Annotated in this window: 19 protein-coding genes; 9 read left to right on the top strand and 10 right to left on the bottom strand. The window is 60.2% G+C overall.

Annotated elements, in window-relative coordinates:
* Positions 1-31: 31 nt before the first annotated feature.
* The 3 genes from HP062_RS08510 to HP062_RS08500 all read right to left on the bottom strand — a co-directional run bounded on the left by HP062_RS08510 (position 32) and on the right by HP062_RS08500 (position 1,410).
* Positions 32-463, bottom strand: a complete 432-nt coding sequence (locus HP062_RS08510) for a nuclear transport factor 2 family protein (protein ID WP_172791257.1) — start codon at positions 461-463, stop codon at positions 32-34.
* A 146-nt stretch (positions 464-609) separates the two neighbouring features.
* The gene (grxC, locus tag HP062_RS08505; protein WP_154912696.1) at positions 610-861 is read right to left on the bottom strand and encodes a glutaredoxin 3; all 252 of its coding nucleotides are present in this window, start codon (positions 859-861) and stop codon (positions 610-612) included.
* Positions 862-891: 30 nt separating this feature from the next.
* Positions 892-1,410, bottom strand: a complete 519-nt coding sequence (locus tag HP062_RS08500) for a carboxymuconolactone decarboxylase family protein (protein ID WP_169858078.1) — start codon at positions 1,408-1,410, stop codon at positions 892-894.
* Between the two features lie 136 nt (positions 1,411-1,546).
* Here HP062_RS08500 and HP062_RS08495 point away from each other — a divergent pair, with 136 nt between their 5' ends.
* The 3 genes from HP062_RS08495 (at position 1,547) to HP062_RS08485 (ending at position 4,455) form a co-directional block, all read left to right on the top strand.
* Positions 1,547-2,377 (top strand): AraC family transcriptional regulator, encoded by an 831-nt coding sequence (locus tag HP062_RS08495; RefSeq protein WP_077749113.1) that lies wholly within the window; start codon positions 1,547-1,549, stop codon positions 2,375-2,377.
* 189 nt (positions 2,378-2,566) lie between these two features.
* Positions 2,567-3,787, top strand: coding sequence for a helix-turn-helix domain-containing protein (locus HP062_RS08490; protein WP_077749114.1), 1,221 nt, complete (start codon positions 2,567-2,569; stop codon positions 3,785-3,787).
* Positions 3,788-3,822: 35 nt separating this feature from the next.
* Positions 3,823-4,455: a PQQ-binding-like beta-propeller repeat protein gene (locus tag HP062_RS08485; protein WP_172791256.1), complete on the top strand. Its 633-nt coding sequence runs from the start codon at positions 3,823-3,825 to the stop codon at positions 4,453-4,455.
* Between the two features lie 2 nt (positions 4,456-4,457).
* Here the strand turns inward: HP062_RS08485 and HP062_RS08480 are convergent, their stop codons facing one another.
* A complete protein-coding gene (locus HP062_RS08480) occupies positions 4,458-4,727 on the bottom strand; it encodes a hypothetical protein (RefSeq protein ID WP_010455456.1) in 270 nt (89 codons plus the stop codon).
* Positions 4,728-5,149: 422 nt separating this feature from the next.
* Between HP062_RS08480 and HP062_RS08475 the strand changes: the two genes are divergently transcribed.
* Together HP062_RS08475 and HP062_RS08470 are read left to right on the top strand one after the other, a co-directional pair.
* Positions 5,150-6,217, top strand: coding sequence for a hypothetical protein (locus tag HP062_RS08475; protein WP_010455451.1), 1,068 nt, complete (start codon positions 5,150-5,152; stop codon positions 6,215-6,217).
* 16 nt (positions 6,218-6,233) lie between these two features.
* On the top strand, positions 6,234-6,587 hold the full coding sequence (locus HP062_RS08470; RefSeq protein WP_010455450.1) for a DUF1428 domain-containing protein: 354 nt from the start codon (positions 6,234-6,236) through the stop codon (positions 6,585-6,587).
* A gap of 14 nt (positions 6,588-6,601) precedes the next feature.
* On the opposite strand, the gene HP062_RS08465 is transcribed toward HP062_RS08470, so the two are convergent.
* Positions 6,602-6,796, bottom strand: coding sequence for a hypothetical protein (locus HP062_RS08465; protein WP_010455448.1), 195 nt, complete (start codon positions 6,794-6,796; stop codon positions 6,602-6,604).
* Between the two features lie 60 nt (positions 6,797-6,856).
* Here HP062_RS08465 and thpR point away from each other — a divergent pair, with 60 nt between their 5' ends.
* Complete coding sequence (gene thpR, locus HP062_RS08460) at positions 6,857-7,396, top strand: RNA 2',3'-cyclic phosphodiesterase (protein WP_154501172.1); 540 nt, start codon at positions 6,857-6,859, stop codon at positions 7,394-7,396.
* Between the two features lie 237 nt (positions 7,397-7,633).
* Here the strand turns inward: thpR and HP062_RS08455 are convergent, their stop codons facing one another.
* The 5 genes from HP062_RS08455 to HP062_RS08435 all read right to left on the bottom strand — a co-directional run bounded on the left by HP062_RS08455 (position 7,634) and on the right by HP062_RS08435 (position 12,984).
* Positions 7,634-8,731, bottom strand: a complete 1,098-nt coding sequence (locus tag HP062_RS08455) for a polyamine ABC transporter substrate-binding protein (protein ID WP_077749119.1) — start codon at positions 8,729-8,731, stop codon at positions 7,634-7,636.
* Between the two features lie 207 nt (positions 8,732-8,938).
* Positions 8,939-9,823, bottom strand: a complete 885-nt coding sequence (locus HP062_RS08450; RefSeq protein WP_010455442.1) for an ABC transporter permease subunit — start codon at positions 9,821-9,823, stop codon at positions 8,939-8,941.
* Positions 9,820-10,701 carry an ABC transporter permease subunit gene (locus HP062_RS08445; RefSeq protein ID WP_167362304.1) on the bottom strand — a complete coding sequence of 294 codons (882 nt, stop codon included), beginning with the start codon at positions 10,699-10,701 and terminating at the stop codon, positions 9,820-9,822. Before HP062_RS08445 ends, HP062_RS08450 begins: the two co-directional genes overlap by 4 nt.
* 29 nt (positions 10,702-10,730) lie before the next feature.
* On the bottom strand, positions 10,731-11,873 hold the full coding sequence (locus HP062_RS08440) for an ABC transporter ATP-binding protein (RefSeq protein ID WP_154913582.1): 1,143 nt from the start codon (positions 11,871-11,873) through the stop codon (positions 10,731-10,733).
* 349 nt (positions 11,874-12,222) lie between these two features.
* The gene (locus HP062_RS08435; protein WP_077749123.1) at positions 12,223-12,984 is read right to left on the bottom strand and encodes a gamma-glutamyl-gamma-aminobutyrate hydrolase family protein; all 762 of its coding nucleotides are present in this window, start codon (positions 12,982-12,984) and stop codon (positions 12,223-12,225) included.
* A gap of 280 nt (positions 12,985-13,264) precedes the next feature.
* Between HP062_RS08435 and HP062_RS08430 the strand changes: the two genes are divergently transcribed.
* From HP062_RS08430 to HP062_RS08420, 3 genes are all read left to right on the top strand, one after another.
* Positions 13,265-14,641, top strand: a complete 1,377-nt coding sequence (locus HP062_RS08430) for a glutamine synthetase family protein (protein ID WP_010455434.1) — start codon at positions 13,265-13,267, stop codon at positions 14,639-14,641.
* Between the two features lie 188 nt (positions 14,642-14,829).
* Positions 14,830-16,320, top strand: a complete 1,491-nt coding sequence (locus tag HP062_RS08425; RefSeq protein ID WP_154913580.1) for an aldehyde dehydrogenase — start codon at positions 14,830-14,832, stop codon at positions 16,318-16,320.
* 52 nt (positions 16,321-16,372) lie between these two features.
* Positions 16,373-17,656: an FAD-binding oxidoreductase gene (locus tag HP062_RS08420; protein WP_010455430.1), complete on the top strand. Its 1,284-nt coding sequence runs from the start codon at positions 16,373-16,375 to the stop codon at positions 17,654-17,656.
* The last annotated feature ends 511 nt before the right edge of the window (positions 17,657-18,167 follow it).

The following is an 18,167-nucleotide window of genomic DNA, read 5'->3' as shown; positions in this document are numbered from 1 at the left end:
GCTCAAGTCACCTTGGGCGGGATTTTTTTATTCAGATGCGGAAGGCTTGCCGGCCTACCAGCAACCATTTGCCGGACTTCTTTTGCCAGATCTGGAAGTTTTCGATTTCAGTCGGGACCACCTCGGTGCCCTTGATCGCCTGTGCCGAAAAATGATGACGAACCAGCGCTACATCACCCGAGACGGTGATGGTCTGGTTCTGCATTTCCAGGGTTTTGAAAGCGCTCTTGCCCGTTTCGATATCGGCGATGAAGTCTTTCTTGTCCTGGACCTTGCCGCTCGAGTGCCCGTAGGTCAGGTTCTCAGCAGTAAGCGCTTTCAGTTCGGGGATGTTCTTGTTGAGCATGGCTTGCGTCAGATGGTCTACCGCCTGCGCCACATCCTTCTCGCCCGGAGCAGGGGCTGCCATCACGTAGCCACTGAAGAGGCACAGAAAACCAATCAGCACGTTCACTTTTTTCATGGGTAGTTCCTTGTTGTTATGAGTGACTCATCGGTCATCGTACAACCTAGCGGAAATTTAATGAATAGTGGCAAAACGACGTGGCAAGACTTCTATGGGCTGATAGAAGTCTTGCCGGTTAAAGGGAGGGGGTTTGGATTGCAGCTTCAGGCCAGCATCGATAGCAGGGCACCTTGACGGTCCAGTTTGGCCAGGTCGTCGAAGCCTCCGACATGGGTGTCACCGATGAATATCTGCGGCACGCTGCGACGACCGCTGCGGGTGAGCATTTCCTGGAATTTTCCGGGGTTCGATTGAACATTGATCTCCTGGCTGGCGATGCCTTTGCTGGCCAGCAGCGCCTTGGCATTGCGGCAATAAGGGCAGGTGTCGGTGGTGTAAAGCGTCACAGTGCTCATGGGGTGTACTCCTCGGGTCAGACATCCGCCTCAAGCATCGATGGCAGGGAAGTCGATGTCGGTCAGGGCCAGGTTGTTGAGGTAGTTGGTCAGCGTCTGCGAGGCAATGTGGGCGACCACCTCGATGATCTTGGCATCGGTGATGCCGGCTGCACGCGCCGCTTCAATCTGCTCGTTACTCAGGTGGCCGCGACTTTCGGTGATTTGCCGGGCCAGCGTGGCAAATGCGTTGAGTTGGCCGTGTCGAGCACTGACGATGTCTTGCGCGGACAGCCCGGCCTTGCCGGCAAATACGGTGTGCGCCGCCAGGCAGTAGTCGCAACCGTTGACCTGCGAAGTGGCCAGGAAGATCGCTTCTTTTTCAGGGGCGCTCAGGGATGTTTTGCCCAGGGCCACCGACTGTTGCAGATAGGCCGACAGGACGGCGGGGGCATGGGCCAGCGTCTTGAAGACGTTGGGCAAGAAGCCGATTTTTTTCTGCACGCCTTCCAGCAGCGGGCGAGTGGTGTCGGTGGCTTGTTCAAGGTTCAGGGGGGCGATGCGGCTCATGTTGAGACTCCGTCGATTCAAGCGCGGTATGCGCTGGGTACGGGGTCCATGCTATGGATCATTGCTGGCCTTAAGGGTGCAAATCGTCGAGGATATGCGACAGATCGTCCAGATATGTTCCCCGGGGAGTCGTTCCATGGATCGCTTGTCCACCTTGCTCACGCATTTCGGTGTCAGTGCCGGCACTTTCCACAGTGGCGATTTTTGCGGCGTCACGTCCTTCGATGGCGAACAGGCCACCGGGCACCTGCATTTGCTTCAGGCTGGTGAACTGACGCTCAAACTGGCTGATGAGCGAGTCCTGCAGCTCAATGAACCGACGCTGATTTTTTTCCCGCGACCTTATCGTCACCGCTTGTTCGCCAGCGAAGCGTCGGGCACTCAATTGGTGTGCGCCTCTCTGGAGTTCGACGGTGGGGCGGGCAACGCCCTGGCGGCCGCGCTGCCTGAATACCTGGTGCTCAAACTCGACAGTATCCCGACCCTGGCCGGCACGCTGGACTGGCTGTTCAGCGAGGCGTTCGGCGGCATTTGTGGTCGCGAAGCGATGATGGATCGGCTGTTCGAACTGCTGGTGATTCAGTTGTTGCGGCACATCCTGACCAGCCGTGACCAGACGCCCGGGATGATGGCCGGTCTCGCCGACCCACGCCTGGCGCGCCCCTTGAGCCTGATGCACGACGCGCCCGGCAAGGCCTGGACCGTGGCCGAACTGTCGGCGGCAGCCAATATGTCCCGGGCCAGTTTCGCCGACTACTTTCGCTCGGTGGTGGGGCAGACGCCGGTTGACTATCTGGTGAGCTGGCGGATCAGCCTGGCGCAGAAACGTTTGCGTGAGGGCAAGTCCATCGCGCTGATCGCCGATGAAGTCGGCTACGAAAGCCCCTCGGCGCTGGCCCGGGCGTTTCGTCGTAAAACCGGTGCCAGCCCGCGCGAGTGGTTGCAAGACGCCAAACGCCCGCGGTGACCACCCTCGTCGATCAAGCACATTCCCTGTAGGAGCGAGCCTGCTCGCGAAGAGGTCGGCACATCCAACATCGATAGCGCCTGACCCACCGCTTTCGCGAGCAGGCTCGCTCCCACAGGTTGGGTGGGCGTGAGATAGACTCATCTACGGGCACCGAACCGTGGGAGTGACACCTGTGGCGCAATTCAAATGGACTCACTGATCACCGCCGCAGCGCACGCACTCGCGGCGGGCGATCCCCTCGGTGCGCTGAACCGGGTTGCCTTGCGCGACGATGCCCCTGCGCTGGCGCTTCGCGGCATCGCCATGGCGCAATTGGGCGATCTGGTCCGGGCCAAGGCGTTGGTGCGCAGCGCCGCACGTGCCTTCGGTCCGAAAGCGCCTGTGGCCCGGGCGCGGTGCGTGGTCGCCGAGGCCGAAATCGCCCTGGCTTCACGGGATCTCGGCTGGCCGGTGAAGGCGCTCGAAGCGGCGCGAGTGACCTTGCAGGCGCATGGCGATGGCGCGAATGCGGCCCATGCGCGGTATTTGCAGGTTCGGCGTTTGTTGTTGATCGGGCGTCTGGATGAGGTCGACCGTTTGCTCGCCGAGCTCGACCCCGCACCGCTGCCGCCGGCATTGCGCGTCGTTCATGAATTAGTGGTGGCCGGGATCGCCGTGCGGCGACTCGAAACAAGAAGGGCGCGGTCTGCGCTCGAAAGGGCCGAACGTGCGGCCTCAGACGCCGGTATTCCCGCGCTCACCGCCGAGGTTGAACACGCCGCCCAAGTGCTCGACACGCCCGCTGCGCGACTGATTGCCCGGGGTGAAGAACGCCCCCTGCGGCTGGATGAGGTGGAAGCATTGCTGAGTTCACCGTCTCTGGTCGTCGACGCGTGCCGATACGGCGTGCGCGGCGCGGGGATGTCGGTGTCCCTGGCCAAACGACCGGTGTTGTTCACCCTCGTGCGGGCGTTGGCCGAAGCCTGGCCCGAGGATGTGGCGCGGGAAACACTGATCACCCAGGCCTTTCGCCAGAAGCTCACCGATGAGTCCCATCGCGCCAGACTGCGCGTCGAAATCGGTCGGCTTCGCAAAGCGCTGAAACCTCTGGCCGGTATCAGTGCGACGAAACGCGGGTTTGCGCTGCAACCAGAGAGTGCTGATGACGTTGTCGTGCTTGCGTGGCCCGTCGAAGAGCCCCAGGCGGCGCTGCTGGCCTTCCTGGCCGACGGCGAATCGTGGTCGAGTTCGGCGCTGGCCCTGGCGCTGAAGGCCAGTCAACGCACGGTGCAACGGGCCCTCGATTCGCTGGCAACCGCCGGCAAAGTGCAGTCATTTGGTCGCGGGCGCGCCCGGCGCTGGATGACGCCGCCGCTGTCTGGATTCGCGACGACTTTGTTACTCACAGCTTGGGTGCCGGGTGACTAGGATCCATCCCACCACCCAACGAAGAGGATGCAACCATGAAGCAATCATCTGCCGAGATCATCCACGAATACGGACCCTTTCCGGGCGTCGACGCCGTGCATGGCGTTTCTTATGACGGCGAGCACGTCTGGTTCGCCTCCGGAGAAAAACTCAACGCCCTCGACCCTGTAAGCGGTAAGACGCCTCGTTCCATCGATGTCGCCGCGCATGCCGGAACAGCCTTTGACGGCCGGCACCTGTACCAGATCGCCGATGATCGCATCCAGAAGATAGATCCTTCGAATGGTCGTGTACTCGGCACCATTCCGGCGCCCGGCGGTGGGGGCGACTCAGGGCTCGCCTGGGCTGAAGGCACGCTTTGGGTGGGCCAGTATCGCGAACGCAAGATCCATCAAATCGACCCCGACACCGGCAAGATTCTTCGCACGATCGAGTCCAACCGTTTCGTCACCGGGGTGACCTGGGTGGAAGGCGCGCTCTGGCACGGCACTTGGGAAGGTGAGGAAGGTGAATTGCGGCGAGTAGACCCGAACACCGGCGAGGTGCTGGAAAGCCTCACATTACCAACCGGTGTCGGCGTGTCAGGGCTTGAGTCCGACGGTGCTGACCGATTTTTTTGCGGCGGAGGCAATAGTGGCAAGGTGAGGGCCGTTCGTCGGCCCGCCTGATCCTAAAACGTGAACTGACGCGAAGACCGAGGTGCGCTCTGGGCCAATTCGATCTCCAGCAGGTGTTCAACCAACACGTCATTGAGGAACCGGAATTGATCGTTGAGCCCGACCACTTCATTGTTGAAGTGGTTCGCGGCTGCCGGTATCAGCAATGCCTCGAAGTTTTTGTCGAACACCAGTGACAGCTCTTTGCGAGAGACGAATGGCTGCGAATAGAAGTTGTTGCCGAACACCGGGAAGCTTACGCAAAGGGTAATGGCGTGGATCATGATCTGCGCTCCTTGGCGAGGACGATGTAGGAAAAGACAGTCAGCGTAACGGCCGTCAGGGCCAGGCAGGTCAGCAGATGGATCAACATGATTTTCCCCTCCGGTATGGGCTTTTGCCTTGGGATGGGTTGATCCTGCGCCTGGCGGTTTTTTAGCGGAAGGCAATCGTCGCGATGGTGAGTATCGACGCCGTTGATGGTGATCTTCAGGGCCCCATCGCGAGCAGGCGCGCTCCCACAGGGATTGGCGTCGTTCGTAAGCCTGTGTTTCACCACAGACCACTGTGGGAGCGAGCCTGCTCGCGATGAGGCCCTGGAAAACACCACCAGCTCCAAGCGAACAAACCCCGCCACCTATACTCAAATAAACAGTCCTTTGAACACCGGACATACCGTCCGGGGAACACTGTAGGAACCGCGATCTTGAACCTGCGTTCGCTGATCGTCCCCGTGATGGTGGTGTTGGCGGGATGCGCCACGCCTGTGCGTGCCCCGGTGGTGGCGCCGGTCGTGGTGGTGTCGCAAAGCACCTGGCGGCAGGTGGACCAGGAGATTGTCGCCGCGTCGCAGTCCGCGACCGAGCAGACCAAAATCTATGCCCGGGGTGCCATGGATTACTGGCGCACGCGGGTCTACCAACTGACCGAAGAGAACTTCATTCCCTGGTTCAGCAGTTACTGGACCCAGGAATGGCTATCGGTGAAGGTCAGCTGGTACAGCCTCAGTGCCAAGGGTGAGCAGGATGCCTCGGCCAAGCGCCTGGCGGCCTACCTGCTGGAGCAATACCAGAAACGCGTGCTGGCGCCGGTCGCGGTAGAGATCGATCCCGACGCGATTCTCGGCTTGGCGACGGCCTTCTACGTGGACATTCTTCAGGAGGAACTGCAGCGAATCTCCCAGCGCCACGGCGTGCCGATGGCCCAGCTCAACGGCCGCATCCAGAAAATCCCCGCGATAGCACTCGGGCCACCGCCCGCGCGTGATGCGTCGCTGTATCAGGTCGTGCACACCCAACCGCTGAATTCGTTGCCGGCCTACGCGGCGTTGATCGAGAAAATCCACAAGGCGGGGGGCGACAAAGGCGTTGATTCGACCGACACCGCCATGGCGCCGGTGGCCAAGCGCGCCAGTCAACGGATGGAGGCCGAAATGGCCCCGCGAGGCGCGGCCAGTGCGGTGGCCGCAGCAGCCGGGAAACTGGCCGGCGCCCTGATTTCGGTGGGGGTAGCCGGCATTCGGGCGATTATTCAGGCCAATGACCGGCCGGACAGCGAAGCGCTGATTCGCGCCAGCCTGGGCAATACGTTCGACAAGGCCTGGATGAAACTCGTGCAGAACCCGACCTCCGGCGTCATGGCGGGGACGCTGTACATGGCGGCGCAGATCGAGGGCAACCTGGCGGAGAGCGCCGACGTACCGTCGGTCAGTTCGGGCGGCGGCGCTGTCGATTGGAGCCCGACAGAATCGACTACCCAGCAGACCGTTCCATAACCGAAGGAGAAACACCATGTCCTACGTTGATGGCTTCCTCGCTGCCGTGCCCACCGCCAACCGCGAAAAATTCAAGAAACACGCCGAAACCGCCGCCGTTATTTTCAAGGAGTGCGGCGCGCTCAGCGTCGCTGAATGCTGGGGCGACGACGTGCCGGACGGCAAAGTAACCTCGTTTCCCATGGCGGTGAAACTCAAGGAGGACGAAACCGTGGTGTTCAGCTGGATCATCTGGCCGGACAAGGCCACCCGTAACGCGGGCATGGACAAAATGATGAACGATCCGCGGATGCAGCCGGACGTCAATCCGATGCCCTTCGATGGCCAGCGCCTGGTCTTTGGTGGTTTTGAAATGATCGTGAAGGCCTGATCCCGTCGAAAGGATCACTCCGGCGACGGGGTGATCCTGCAGCTTTTGCGGTTGCGGATCTCGCTGTCCGTCGGCCGCTCCCTGACGAATTCGAAGCGCGGCTCACCTTCGCTATAGTGAACCAGCCAGCCCCATTCCAGCTCGGACTCATCCTGCCCCGGTTTCGGTGGCATTGCCCACCATGGCTCTTTGCTGATGATCTGTCGCATGGCCCCCTCCCGTTGATTCGGTTGGTTCAACTATAACGTGCATGTCAGGAGCTGCCAGGCATGACTGACGAATCCCGTGAACCGTTCAAGCGGCTGTTTTTCGCGCTCAATTGCCCGCCGCAGCAGCGCAAGGCCATTGCTCAATGGCGCAGCGCCCTTGAGCTGCGCAGCGGGCGTCCGGTGCCGGCGGAAAACTTTCACCTGACATTGTTGTTTTTGGGGGCTGTCGGCGTGGCGCAGATTGGCGAGATCTGTACGGCGGCCGAGAAGGTCCACATACCGGGTATACCGCTGAGGTTGGCGCTGGATCGAATGGAGGTCTGGCGCCGGGCAGGGGTGTTGGTCCTGGCGCCGGAGCAGGCACCGCCGGAGTTGTTGCGTCTGGTGTATGCGCTGGAACAGGCGATGTTGCCGTTTGGCGTTGAAGAGACGCCGAAGGCGTTTCGGCCGCACCTGACGTTGATGCGTGATTATCGAATGCCGGTGCCTGAGTCCGCGACGCCGCCCGAATTTTTCCTGCGGGCTGATCGCTTTGTCTTGTTTGAATCCCATAAGGGGCGGTATCGGGCGCTGGCGGAATGGCCGCTGGCCCCCGCATAAAAAAAGGCGCCCGAGGAGGGCGCCTAAGTTCACCTTAACCGAGGAAGCCAGGTGAGGCCGTTCGTCAGAGAGGATGCAGCGGTGGTAAGGCGCTGCGTGAACGGAAACTTTGACAGTGATCGTTCCCACGCTTCGCGTGGAAATGCCTCCCCGGACGCTCCGCGTTCGGCTTTGGAAGGGACGCGGAGCGTCCCGGGCTGCATTCCCACGCAGAGCGTGGGAACGATCATTGAGCGACTATTTCCCGAGTTTCACCCGCGTCCAGCCCCGAGTCATCACGCGCTGAACGCCGATCGGCATATCCGGAATCGCATACAGCGTCGCCATGACCGCTTGCGGCGGATACGACCCCGGATCATCCCGGATGGCCTCATCCACCAACGGTGTGGCCGCCGCATTGGCATTGCTGTAGCCGATGTTGTTGGTGATCTCGGCGATGATGTCCGGGCGCATCAGGAAGTTCATGAACAGGTAGGCGTTCTCCACGTTCGCCGCGTCCTTGGGGATCGCGACCATGTCGTAGAAGCTGCCGGCCCCTTCTTTCGGAATGCTGTAATCGATCTTCACTTTGTCGCCCGCTTCCTGGGCGCGCGCCTTGGCTTGCAGCACGTCCCCGGAGTAACCGACCGCGACGCAGATGTTGCCGTTGGCCAGGTCGGAGATGTATTTCGACGAATGGAAATACGCCACCGACGGCCGAATTTTCATGAACAGCGCTTCGGCTTCGGCGATCTGAGCCTTGTCCTGGGAGTTCACCGGATAACCCAGGTAGTGCAGGGCCGCCGGGAGCATCTCGGTAGGCGAGTCGAGGAAGCTGATGCCGCACGCTTTCAGTTTTTCCGCGTTTTCCGGTTTGAACAGCAAGTCCCAGGAGTTGGTCGGTGCATTGGCGCCGAGCACTTCCTTGACCTTGGCCGGGTTGAAGCCAATGCCGATCGAACCCCACATGTACGGGAAAGCGTGGCCGTTATCCGGGTCACTGGCGGACGCGTTTTTCAGCAGCACCGGGTTGAGGTTTTTCCAGTTCGACAGCTTCGACTTGTCCAGTTCCTGATAGACCCCGGCCTTGATCTGCTTGGCCAGGAAACTGTTGGACGGCACCACGATGTCGTAGCCGGACTTGCCGGCGAGCAGACGGGCTTCAAGGGTTTCATTGCTGTCGAACACATCGTAGGTCACGCGGATGCCGGTCTCGTCTTCGAACTTCCTGACGGTGTCCGGGGCGATGTAATCCGACCAGTTGTAGACGCGCAGAACCTTGTCATTGGCCTGGGCAACGGTGGCAATCGCGCCCACTAAGGACAGTGTCAGCAGAGTCCTGCCAAACATTTTCATCGGTACAACTCCATTCTTTTTATTCAGTGACACAAAGCAAAAATGCGGTAAACACAAAACCTGTGGGGCAATACACAACCTGTGGCGAGGGAGCTTGCTCCCGCTGGGCTGCGAAGCGGCCCCAAGAATTCTGGCGACCCTGCCAATTGGTTGAGTGCTGCGCACTCAAGCGGGAGCAAGCTCCCTCGCCACAGTTAACTCAACAACCTAAACCGTCGCTTCCACCATTCGCTTTTCAGGTTGCTGCCACGATTCGCTCGCGGTCTGGTCCATCGCTTCCTGGATCGCACGTTTGCGGGTGGCTTCGGCACGGCGGCTGAAGTACCAGACCATGAAGGTCACGATCGAAACGGCCAACAGAATCAGGCTGGCCACGGCGTTGATCTCAGGCTTCACTCCCAGACGCACCGCCGAGAACACTTCCATCGGCAAGGTCGTCGAACCCGGCCCCGAGACGAAACTCGCCAACACCAAGTCATCCAGCGACAGGGCAAACGACATCATGCCGCCGGCCGCCAGTGACGGCGCGATCATCGGAATGGTGATCAGGAAAAACACCTTGAACGGCTTCGCCCCAAGGTCCATCGCCGCTTCTTCGATGGACAAATCCAGCTCACGCAAACGCGCCGAGACCACCACCGCGACGTACGCCGCACAGAACGTGGTGTGGGCGATCCAGATGGTGACGATGCCACGCTCCATCGGCCAGCCGATCAACTGCGCCATCGCCACGAACAGCAGCAACAGCGACAGGCCGGTGATGACTTCCGGCATCACCAGCGGCGCGGTCACCAAACCGCCAAACAAGGTGCGACCCTTGAAGCGCGTCACGCGAGTCAGCACGAATGCCGCCAACGTCCCCAGCGCCACCGCCGCAATCGCCGTGTAGCAGGCGATTTCCAGCGAGCGCACCACCGAGCCCATCAGTTGCGTGTTGTCGAGCAGACCGGCGTACCACTTGAACGACCAGCCGCCCCAGACCGTCACCAGTTTGGAAGCGTTGAACGAGTAGATCACCAGAATCAGCATCGGCAAGTAGATAAACGACAGGCCGAAAATCAGCATGAACTTTGAAAATCCGAAGCGTTTCATCCCCGTGCCTCCATCTCTTTGGCCTGGCTGCGGTTGAACAGCAGAATCGGCACAATCAGGATTAACAGCATCACCACCGCCAGGGCAGACGCCACCGGCCAGTCGCGGTTATTGAAGAACTCTTGCCACAGCACGCGACCGATCATCAGCGTCTCAGGGCCGCCCAGCAGCTCCGGAATCACGAACTCACCGACCACCGGAATGAACACCAGCATGCAACCGGCAATGATCCCGTTCTTGGCCAGCGGCACGGTGATTTTCCAGAAGTTGTTGAAGTTGCTCGAACCCAGATCCGACGCCGCCTCCAGCAAGCTTTGGTCGTGCTTGACCAGGTTGGCGTACAGCGGCAGCACCATGAACGGCAAGTAGGCGTAAACCACACCGATATACACGGCCGTGTTGGTGTTGAGGATCTCGATCGGGTGATCGGTCAGCCCGGTCCACATCAAAAAACCGTTGAGCAAACCGTTGTTGCTGAGGATGCCCATCCACGCATACACGCGGATCAGGATCGCGGTCCAGGTCGGCATCATGATCAGCAGCAGCAAAACGTTTTGCGTTTCCTTGTTGGCCTTGGTGATCGCGTAGGCCATCGGAAAACCGATCACCAGGCACATCAATGTGCTTAAAAACGCGACCTTCAACGAGCCGAAGTAGGCCGAGATGTACAGCTCATCCTGAGTCAGCAGCGAGTAGTTGCCGAGGTTCAGCAGCAGCTGGAATTTCTGCTCGGCGAAGGTGTAGATCTCGGAGTAAGGAGGAATGGCCAGGGCCGCTTCCGAGAAGCTGATCTTCATCACCAGGAAGAACGGCAACAGGAAAAACAGGCACAGCCACAGGAAAGGAATCCCGATGACGAGCTTTCGACCACTCGGCATCAGCCGCATGAACCGCTGATTGAGTGTTTTCATGAGCGCAGTACCACGCCGCTGTCGTCTTCCCACCACACGTAGACTTTGTCGTCCCAGGTCGGTCGCGCGCCACGGCGTTCGGCGTTGGCCATGAACGATTGCACGACTTTGCCGCCAGGCAATTCCACGTAAAACACCGAGTGACCGCCGAGGTAAGCGATGTCATGCACCTTGCCTTGGGACCAGTTGTAGCGAGAGTCCGGCTTGAGGGTACTGACCAACATTTTTTCCGGGCGGATCGCGTAGGTGATCGACTTGTCCTGCACCGAGGTGCTGACGCCGTGACCGACGTAAATCTTCTGTTCCAGGTCCGGGCTATGAATGATCGCGTGACCTTCAAGGTCTTCCACCACCGTGCCTTCGAAGGCGTTCACGTTGCCGATGAACTCGCAGACCATGCGGCTGACCGGTGCTTCATAAATGTCGACCGGGCTGCCGATTTGCGCGATCCAGCCCAGGTGCATGATCGCGATGCGCTCAGCCATGGTCATGGCCTCTTCCTGGTCATGAGTCACCATCACGCAGGTCACGCCGACCCGCTCGATGATTTCTACCAGCTCCAGTTGCATCTGCGAACGCAGCTTCTTGTCCAGGGCGCCCATCGGTTCGTCGAGCAGCAACAGCTTCGGACGCTTGGCCAGGGAGCGGGCGAGGGCCACGCGCTGACGCTGACCGCCGGACAATTGATGGGGTTTGCGTTTGGCGTACTGGGTCATGTGCACCAGGCGCAGCATCTCTTCAACGCGGGCGTCGATTTCGCTGGCGGGCAAACGGTCCTGCTTGAGGCCGAAGGCAATGTTCTGCGCCACTGTCATGTGCGGGAACAAGGCGTATGACTGGAACATCATGTTGATCGGCCGTTCATACGGCGGCATGTCGGTGATGTCGACACCGTCGAGCAGAATCCGTCCCTCGGTCGGGCGCTCGAAGCCTGCGAGCATGCGCAGCAGGGTCGATTTGCCGGAGCCGGAACCACCGAGCAGGGCGAAGATTTCGCCTTGATGGATCTCAAGCGAGACATCATCCACCGCGGTGGTTTCGTCGAATTTCTTGGTGACGCGGTCGACTTTCACCAGCACCTTTTTCGGTGCCTGGTGACCCTCAAGAGCCTTCCTGTAGATGCTGGAGGCGTTTGCCATGTGAAACTCCCAACAGGTTTCAGTCGTCGGGCCAACGCGGCCTGACTTAAGAGTGGATTGCTAGCCCGGACAGGTTCAGTCGGAGCACGAACCCTGTAGGAGCGAGGCTTGCCCGCGAAGGCGGTGTATCAGGTAACGATGATGTCGACTGACACTCCGCCTTCGCGGGCAAGCCTCGCTCCTACAAGAGGTTGCGCTCGCCTGATCCGCATCGATCGGGCTTGTTCGGCGCCGCCGTCCTGGCTGCCTGGTAGTACTTGTTGTTATCGCAGTGTGTTGTTGTCGCAAGTCACGGACGCGCAAAGACACGCCCGCCTGACTCGCGGGGGCAGTAAAGGGTTGTTTTAAGTCAGCGGGTTTTACGCAACGCGGCCCGTCGCCGGCACGCATCACCGAACGCCTGGAAAATGCTCAAGTAGGGCGGGTTCGACAGGACCTGCCATTCCGGGTGCCATTGCACGCCGACGGCAAACGCCTGGCTGTGTTCCACCGAAATGGCTTCGATCAAACCATCCGGCGCAACCGCTTCGGCGCGCAGGCCTGGCGCCAATCGATCAATACCCTGACTGTGAATCGAATTGACCCTGAACTCGGCGGGCAACTCCATCGCTTCGAACACGCCACCCGGTTGCACCGTCACGGTATGCGCCGGGGCGTATTGCACCGCCAGCTCGGGACTGTCCGCTTCCCGGTGATCGAGCATGCCGGGCAGTTCATGCACCTTCTGGTGCAGGCTGCCGCCGAACGCCACGTTCATTTCCTGAAAGCCGCGGCAGATGCCGAGCACCGGCACGCCCGCCGCAATGGCTGCACGCAATAAAGGAAGGGTGGTGGCGTCCCGCGCCGGATCGTGATCCGTGCCGGGGGCACTGTCCGGGCCTTGATAGTGGAAGGGTTCCACATTCGAGGGCGAGCCGGTCAGCAACAGACCGTCGAGCTGCGCGAGCAGGTCGTCGATATCGGTCAATTCGCCTAGGGAAGGAATAACGACGGGCAGCCCCAAAGCCGCAACGCTGACAGCACGCAAGTACTTGTCGCCGCTGATGTGGTAGGGGTGCAGGCCAATCTGTTTGACGCACGCTGTAACGCCGATCAATGGCTTGAATGCCATTTTTATCACCTCGAAGTTTCACACTTGAACGAGCTTTTCCGGAGCTTAGCCTTGTTGATTTTAATTAACAACTCTCATGTAAAAAATTCTAAACGCCGATCGTCCGATCCTCAGGGTTTACGCGGTGCTCAAGACCGTTATGGCACTCTCGTCCCCCAAAAAGGCCCGAAAATAAAGGTGGAGAGGCCAAGTGTTCGCTATTGACTTCACTTTGCCGTTCGGGTTGACTGGGCTCGCAACAAGGTAGTGAACATAATAATTAACAGCTAATAGGTGCATCATGTCGGTCCCTCTGCGTACCGTTCAACTCAACGAAGCAAACGCATTCCTTAAGAAATATCCTGAGGTTTTGTACGTCGACCTTCTGATTGCGGATATGAACGGTGTGGTGCGCGGCAAGCGCATCGAACGCACCAGTCTTCATAAGGTTTACGAAAAAGGCATTAACCTGCCGGCGTCTCTGTTTGCTCTGGACATCAATGGTTCTACGGTGGAAAGCACCGGCCTGGGTCTGGACATCGGCGACTCGGATCGAATCTGCTATCCCATCCCTGGCACTCTGAGCATCGAGCCGTGGCAGAAGCGTCCAACCGCGCAGTTGCTGATGACCATGCACGAACTGGAAGGCGAGGCGTTCTTCGCTGACCCGCGTGAAGTGCTGGCCAATGTGGTGCGCAAGTTCGACGACATGGGCCTGACCATCTGCGCGGCGTTCGAGCTTGAGTTCTACCTGATCGACCAGGACAACGTGAACGGTCGCCCGCAATCGCCACGTTCGCCGGTCTCGGGCAAGCGTCCGGTGTCGACCCAGGTGTATTTGATCGACGACCTGGATGAATACGTCGACTGCCTGCAAGACATCCTTGAAGGCGCGAAAGAGCAGGGCATTCCTGCCGACGCCATCGTCAAGGAAAGCGCCCCGGCGCAGTTCGAAGTGAACCTGCATCACGTCAACGACCCTATAAAGGCCTGCGACTACGCGGTGTTGCTCAAGCGTCTGGTGAAGAACATCGCCTACGACCACGAGATGGACACCACGTTTATGGCCAAGCCGTATCCGGGCCAGGCGGGCAACGGTTTGCACGTGCACATTTCGATTCTCGACAAAGAAGGCAACAACATCTTTGCCAGCGAGGATCCCGAGCAGAACGCCGCGCTGCGACACGCGATCGGCGGTGTGCTCGAGACCCTGCCGGCGCAGATGGCCTTCCTGTGCCCGAACGTCAACTCATACCGCCGTTTCGGCGCGCAGTTCTACGTACCGAACTCGCCGAGCTGGGGCATCGACAACCGTACCGTTGCCGTGCGTGTGCCGACCGGTTCCGCCGATTCGGTGCGCATCGAACACCGCGTGGCGGGTGCCGATGCCAACCCGTATCTGTTGATGGCGTCGGTGCTGGCCGGTATTCACCACGGCCTGACCAACCAGATCGAGCCGGGCGCCCCGGTGGAAGGCAACAGCTACGAGCAAAACGAGCAGAGCCTGCCGAACAACCTGCGCGATGCATTGCGCGAGCTGGACGACAGCGAAGTCATGGCCCGTTACATCGACCCGCTGTACATCGACGTGTTCGTGGCGTGCAAGGAAAGCGAGCTGGCCGAGTTCGAGAACTCCATCTCCGACCTTGAGTACAACTGGTATCTGCATACCGTTTGATGGCTTGAACCCGGTTCCAGGCTGAAAACCCGATCAACTGTGGGAGCGAGCCTGCTCGCGAAAGCGGTGTGTCAGAAAACTTCAATGTTGACTGTGCCGCTGCCTTCGCGAGCAGGCTCGCTCCCACAGGGGGTTGCATTTCAGGTTTTAACTGACGATCACTTATTCCTCTGCGTCGAGTCACAACCATGACAAACACTCGCAGCGACTGGGAACAACGCTTCCAGTCCCTCACTATCGAAGGCCGCGCATTCATCGACGGCCAATACCGCCCGGCACTCAGCGGCGACACCTTTGAATGCATGAGCCCGGTCGACGGTCGCTTCCTCACCAACGTCGCCAGCACCGACGAAGCCGATGCCAACGAAGCCGTGGCCGTCGCGCGCCGTACCTTCGAATCCGGTATCTGGGCCAACCTTGCCCCGGCCGAGCGCAAGCGCATCCTGATCCGCTTCGCCGATCTGATCCTGGCCAACCAGGAAGAACTCGCCCTGCTCGAAACCCTCGACATGGGCAAGCCGATCAACGACTCGATGAACATCGACATCCCGGCGACCGCCAACGCGATCCGCTGGAGCGCCGAAGCCATCGACAAAATCTACGACGAAGTCGCCGCCACGCCGCATGATCAACTGGGCCTCATCACCCGCGAGCCAGCGGGCGTGGTCGCCGCCATCGTGCCGTGGAACTTCCCGTTGATCATGGCCAGCTGGAAGTTCGCCCCGGCGCTCGCGGCCGGCAACTCGTTCATCCTCAAGCCTTCGGAAAAGTCGCCACTGACCGCCATCCGCATCGCCCAGTTGGCACTGGACGCTGGCATCCCCAAAGGCGTGTTCAACGTCCTGCCGGGTTACGGTCATACCGTCGGCAAGGCGCTGGCGTTGCACATGGACGTCGACGTGCTGGCCTTCACCGGCTCGACCGCGATTGCCAAGCAACTGCTGATCTATTCCGGGCAAAGCAACATGAAACGCGTCTGGCTCGAAGCAGGGGGGAAGAGCCCGAACGTGGTGTTCGCCGACGCGCCGGATTTGCGCGCGGCAGCACAAGCGGCGGCCGGTGCGATTGCCTTCAACCAGGGCGAAGTCTGCACCGCCGGCTCGCGCTTGCTGGTGGAACGTTCGATTCGCGAGCAGTTCATTCCGCTGCTGGTGGAAGCGCTGCAAGCCTGGAAACCGGGGCACGCACTCGATCCGGAAACCACCGTCGGTGCGGTTGTCGATCAGCGTCAACTGGACAACGTGTTGCGCTACATCCAGGTCGGCAAAGACCAGGGCGCGCAACTGATCGCGGGCGGCAGTCGCACCCTCGAAGCCACCGGTGGCCTGTACGTGGAGCCGGCGATTTTCGACGGCGTGACCAACGCCATGACCATCGCCCGGGAAGAAATCTTCGGCCCGGTGCTGTCGCTGATCACCTTCGACACCGCGGAAGAAGCCCTGGCCATCGCCAATGACAGCATCTTCGGCCTGGCTGCCGGCGTGTGGACAAGCAACCTCAGCAAGGCCCACACCTTCGCCCGTGGCTTGCGCGCCGGCAGTGTCTGGGTCAACCAGTACGACGGCGGCGACATGACCGCGCCGTTCGGCGGGTACAAGCAGTCGGGTAACGGTCGGGACAAATCGCTGCACGCGTTCGACAAATACACCGAACTCAAAGCGACCTGGATCAAGCTCTAATACTTCTACAACGGCGGCCGCCGGCTTGTGTCGGCGACCATCGGAGAAACCTATGAAACAGACTCATGTAAATAGCTACTACGCCGCAACCCGCAACTTCACCGGCGACTTCCCCGTCCTGGAACAAGCTGTGGACTGCGACGTCTGCATCATTGGCGCCGGCTACACCGGTCTGTCCTCGGCCCTGTTCCTCTGCGAAGCGGGCTACAGCGTGACCGTGCTCGAAGCCGCCAAAGTCGGTTTCGGCGCCAGCGGTCGCAATGGCGGCCAACTGGTCAACTCCTACAGCCGCGACGTTGATGTCATCGAAGAACGCTACGGCGACAAAACCGCCGAAGTCCTCGGCAGCATGATCTTCGAAGGCGCCGACATCATTCGTCAGCGCATACAGCACTACGACATCCAGTGCGACTACAAGCCGGGCGGCATCTTCGCTGCGCTGAACAAAAAGCAGCTCAAAGGCCTGGCCGAGCAGAAAAGCAGCTGGGAGCGTTACGGCAACAAAAACCTGACCATGCTCGACGCGACCGACATCAAGCGCGAAGTCGGTTGCGACAACTACGTCGGCGGCTTGCTCGACATGCAGGGCGGCCACATCCACCCGCTGAACCTGGCCCTCGGCGAAGCCTCGGCCATCATCGGCCTGGGCGGCAAAATCTACGAGCAATCGGCAGCGGTGGAAATCACCTACGGCGAACCGATCACCGTGCGCACCGCCAAAGGCGTCGTGCGCGCCAAGTACCTGCTGATCGCCGGTAACGCCTACCTGCCGCAAGACCTCGACAACCGCGTCACGCGCAAAAGCATGCCGTGCGGTTCGCAAATCGTCGTCACTGAACCGTTGTCGGAAAAGGTTGCGCGCAGCCTGATCAAAAACAACTACTGCGTCGAAGACTGCAATTACTTGCTCGACTACTACCGCCTCACCGCCGACAACCGCCTGCTGTACGGTGGCGGCGTGGTCTACGGTGCCCGCGAACCGGACGACATCGAGCAACTGATCAAGCCGAAAATCCTCAAGACCTTCCCACAGCTGAAGGACGTGAAGATCGACTACCGCTGGACCGGCAACTTCCTGCTGACCATGTCACGCATGCCGCAATTCGGCCGCATCGAGAAAAACGCCTACTACATGCAAGGTTACAGCGGCCACGGCGTCACCTGCTCGCACCTGGCCGGCAAACTGATCTCGGAAATGATCCGCGGCGACGCCGAACGCTTCGACGCGTTCGCCTCGCTCCCGCATATGCCGATGCTCGGCGGTCGCACCTTCCAGGCGCCACTCACTGCCATGGGCGCCGCGTACTACGCGCTGCGTGATCGGTTCGGGATCTAAGCCTAACGCAATCCCTGTAGGAGCCAAGCTTGCTGGCGAAGACGGCGGCACAGTCAACATCGACGTCGCCAGACACACCGTCATCGCGAGCAGGCTCACTCCTACAGGAGATCTATGGCGTGCACAGAATGTGTGTACGCCCCGGCCCAAACTGTAAGAGTGAGCCTGCTCGCGATGGCGCCAGATCAGCCACCATCAATGTCGCCTGACACACCGCCATCGCGAGCAGGCTCACTCCTACAGGAGATCTGTGGCGTGCACAGAATGTGTGTACGCCCGGCCCAAACTGTAGGAGTGAGCCTGCTCGCGATGGCGCCAGATCAGCCACCATCACCGCCACCTGACACCCCCCGAACCCACATCGCCAAACGGTCTGACATGAGCACCCTCAGCTTTTTCACTAACCAGTTATCGAACCTGCTGAGCAACACCACCAAACGTGATTTAATACCCGCCTTTCACATTTCCGGGACAGGGAAGCGGTACTTTCGCGGCCAAAAGTCGCCCGCCA

The organism is Pseudomonas sp. B14-6 (assembly GCF_013260315.1).
Taxonomy (GTDB): Bacteria; Pseudomonadota; Gammaproteobacteria; order Pseudomonadales; family Pseudomonadaceae; genus Aquipseudomonas; species Aquipseudomonas mandelii.
This window is presented reverse-complemented; position numbering and strand designations above follow the sequence as displayed.

Coding starts and splice junctions, on each gene's coding strand:
- HP062_RS08510 (WP_172791257.1), bottom strand. CDS start 463: ATGAAAAAAGTGAACGTGCTGATTGGTTTTCTGTGCCTCTTCAGTGGC.
- HP062_RS08440 (WP_154913582.1), bottom strand. CDS start 11,873: ATGGCAAACGCCTCCAGCATCTACAGGAAGGCTCTTGAGGGTCACCAG.
- HP062_RS08480 (WP_010455456.1), bottom strand. CDS start 4,727: ATGATCCACGCCATTACCCTTTGCGTAAGCTTCCCGGTGTTCGGCAAC.
- HP062_RS08465 (WP_010455448.1), bottom strand. CDS start 6,796: ATGCGACAGATCATCAGCAAAGAGCCATGGTGGGCAATGCCACCGAAA.
- HP062_RS08490 (WP_077749114.1), top strand. CDS start 2,567: ATGGACTCACTGATCACCGCCGCAGCGCACGCACTCGCGGCGGGCGAT.
- HP062_RS08435 (WP_077749123.1), bottom strand. CDS start 12,984: ATGGCATTCAAGCCATTGATCGGCGTTACAGCGTGCGTCAAACAGATT.
- thpR (WP_154501172.1), top strand. CDS start 6,857: ATGACTGACGAATCCCGTGAACCGTTCAAGCGGCTGTTTTTCGCGCTC.
- HP062_RS08450 (WP_010455442.1), bottom strand. CDS start 9,823: ATGAAACGCTTCGGATTTTCAAAGTTCATGCTGATTTTCGGCCTGTCG.
- HP062_RS08495 (WP_077749113.1), top strand. CDS start 1,547: ATGGATCGCTTGTCCACCTTGCTCACGCATTTCGGTGTCAGTGCCGGC.
- grxC (WP_154912696.1), bottom strand. CDS start 861: ATGAGCACTGTGACGCTTTACACCACCGACACCTGCCCTTATTGCCGC.
- HP062_RS08425 (WP_154913580.1), top strand. CDS start 14,830: ATGACAAACACTCGCAGCGACTGGGAACAACGCTTCCAGTCCCTCACT.
- HP062_RS08455 (WP_077749119.1), bottom strand. CDS start 8,731: ATGAAAATGTTTGGCAGGACTCTGCTGACACTGTCCTTAGTGGGCGCG.
- HP062_RS08470 (WP_010455450.1), top strand. CDS start 6,234: ATGTCCTACGTTGATGGCTTCCTCGCTGCCGTGCCCACCGCCAACCGC.
- HP062_RS08430 (WP_010455434.1), top strand. CDS start 13,265: ATGTCGGTCCCTCTGCGTACCGTTCAACTCAACGAAGCAAACGCATTC.
- HP062_RS08500 (WP_169858078.1), bottom strand. CDS start 1,410: ATGAGCCGCATCGCCCCCCTGAACCTTGAACAAGCCACCGACACCACT.
- HP062_RS08445 (WP_167362304.1), bottom strand. CDS start 10,701: ATGCCGAGTGGTCGAAAGCTCGTCATCGGGATTCCTTTCCTGTGGCTG.
- HP062_RS08485 (WP_172791256.1), top strand. CDS start 3,823: ATGAAGCAATCATCTGCCGAGATCATCCACGAATACGGACCCTTTCCG.
- HP062_RS08420 (WP_010455430.1), top strand. CDS start 16,373: ATGAAACAGACTCATGTAAATAGCTACTACGCCGCAACCCGCAACTTC.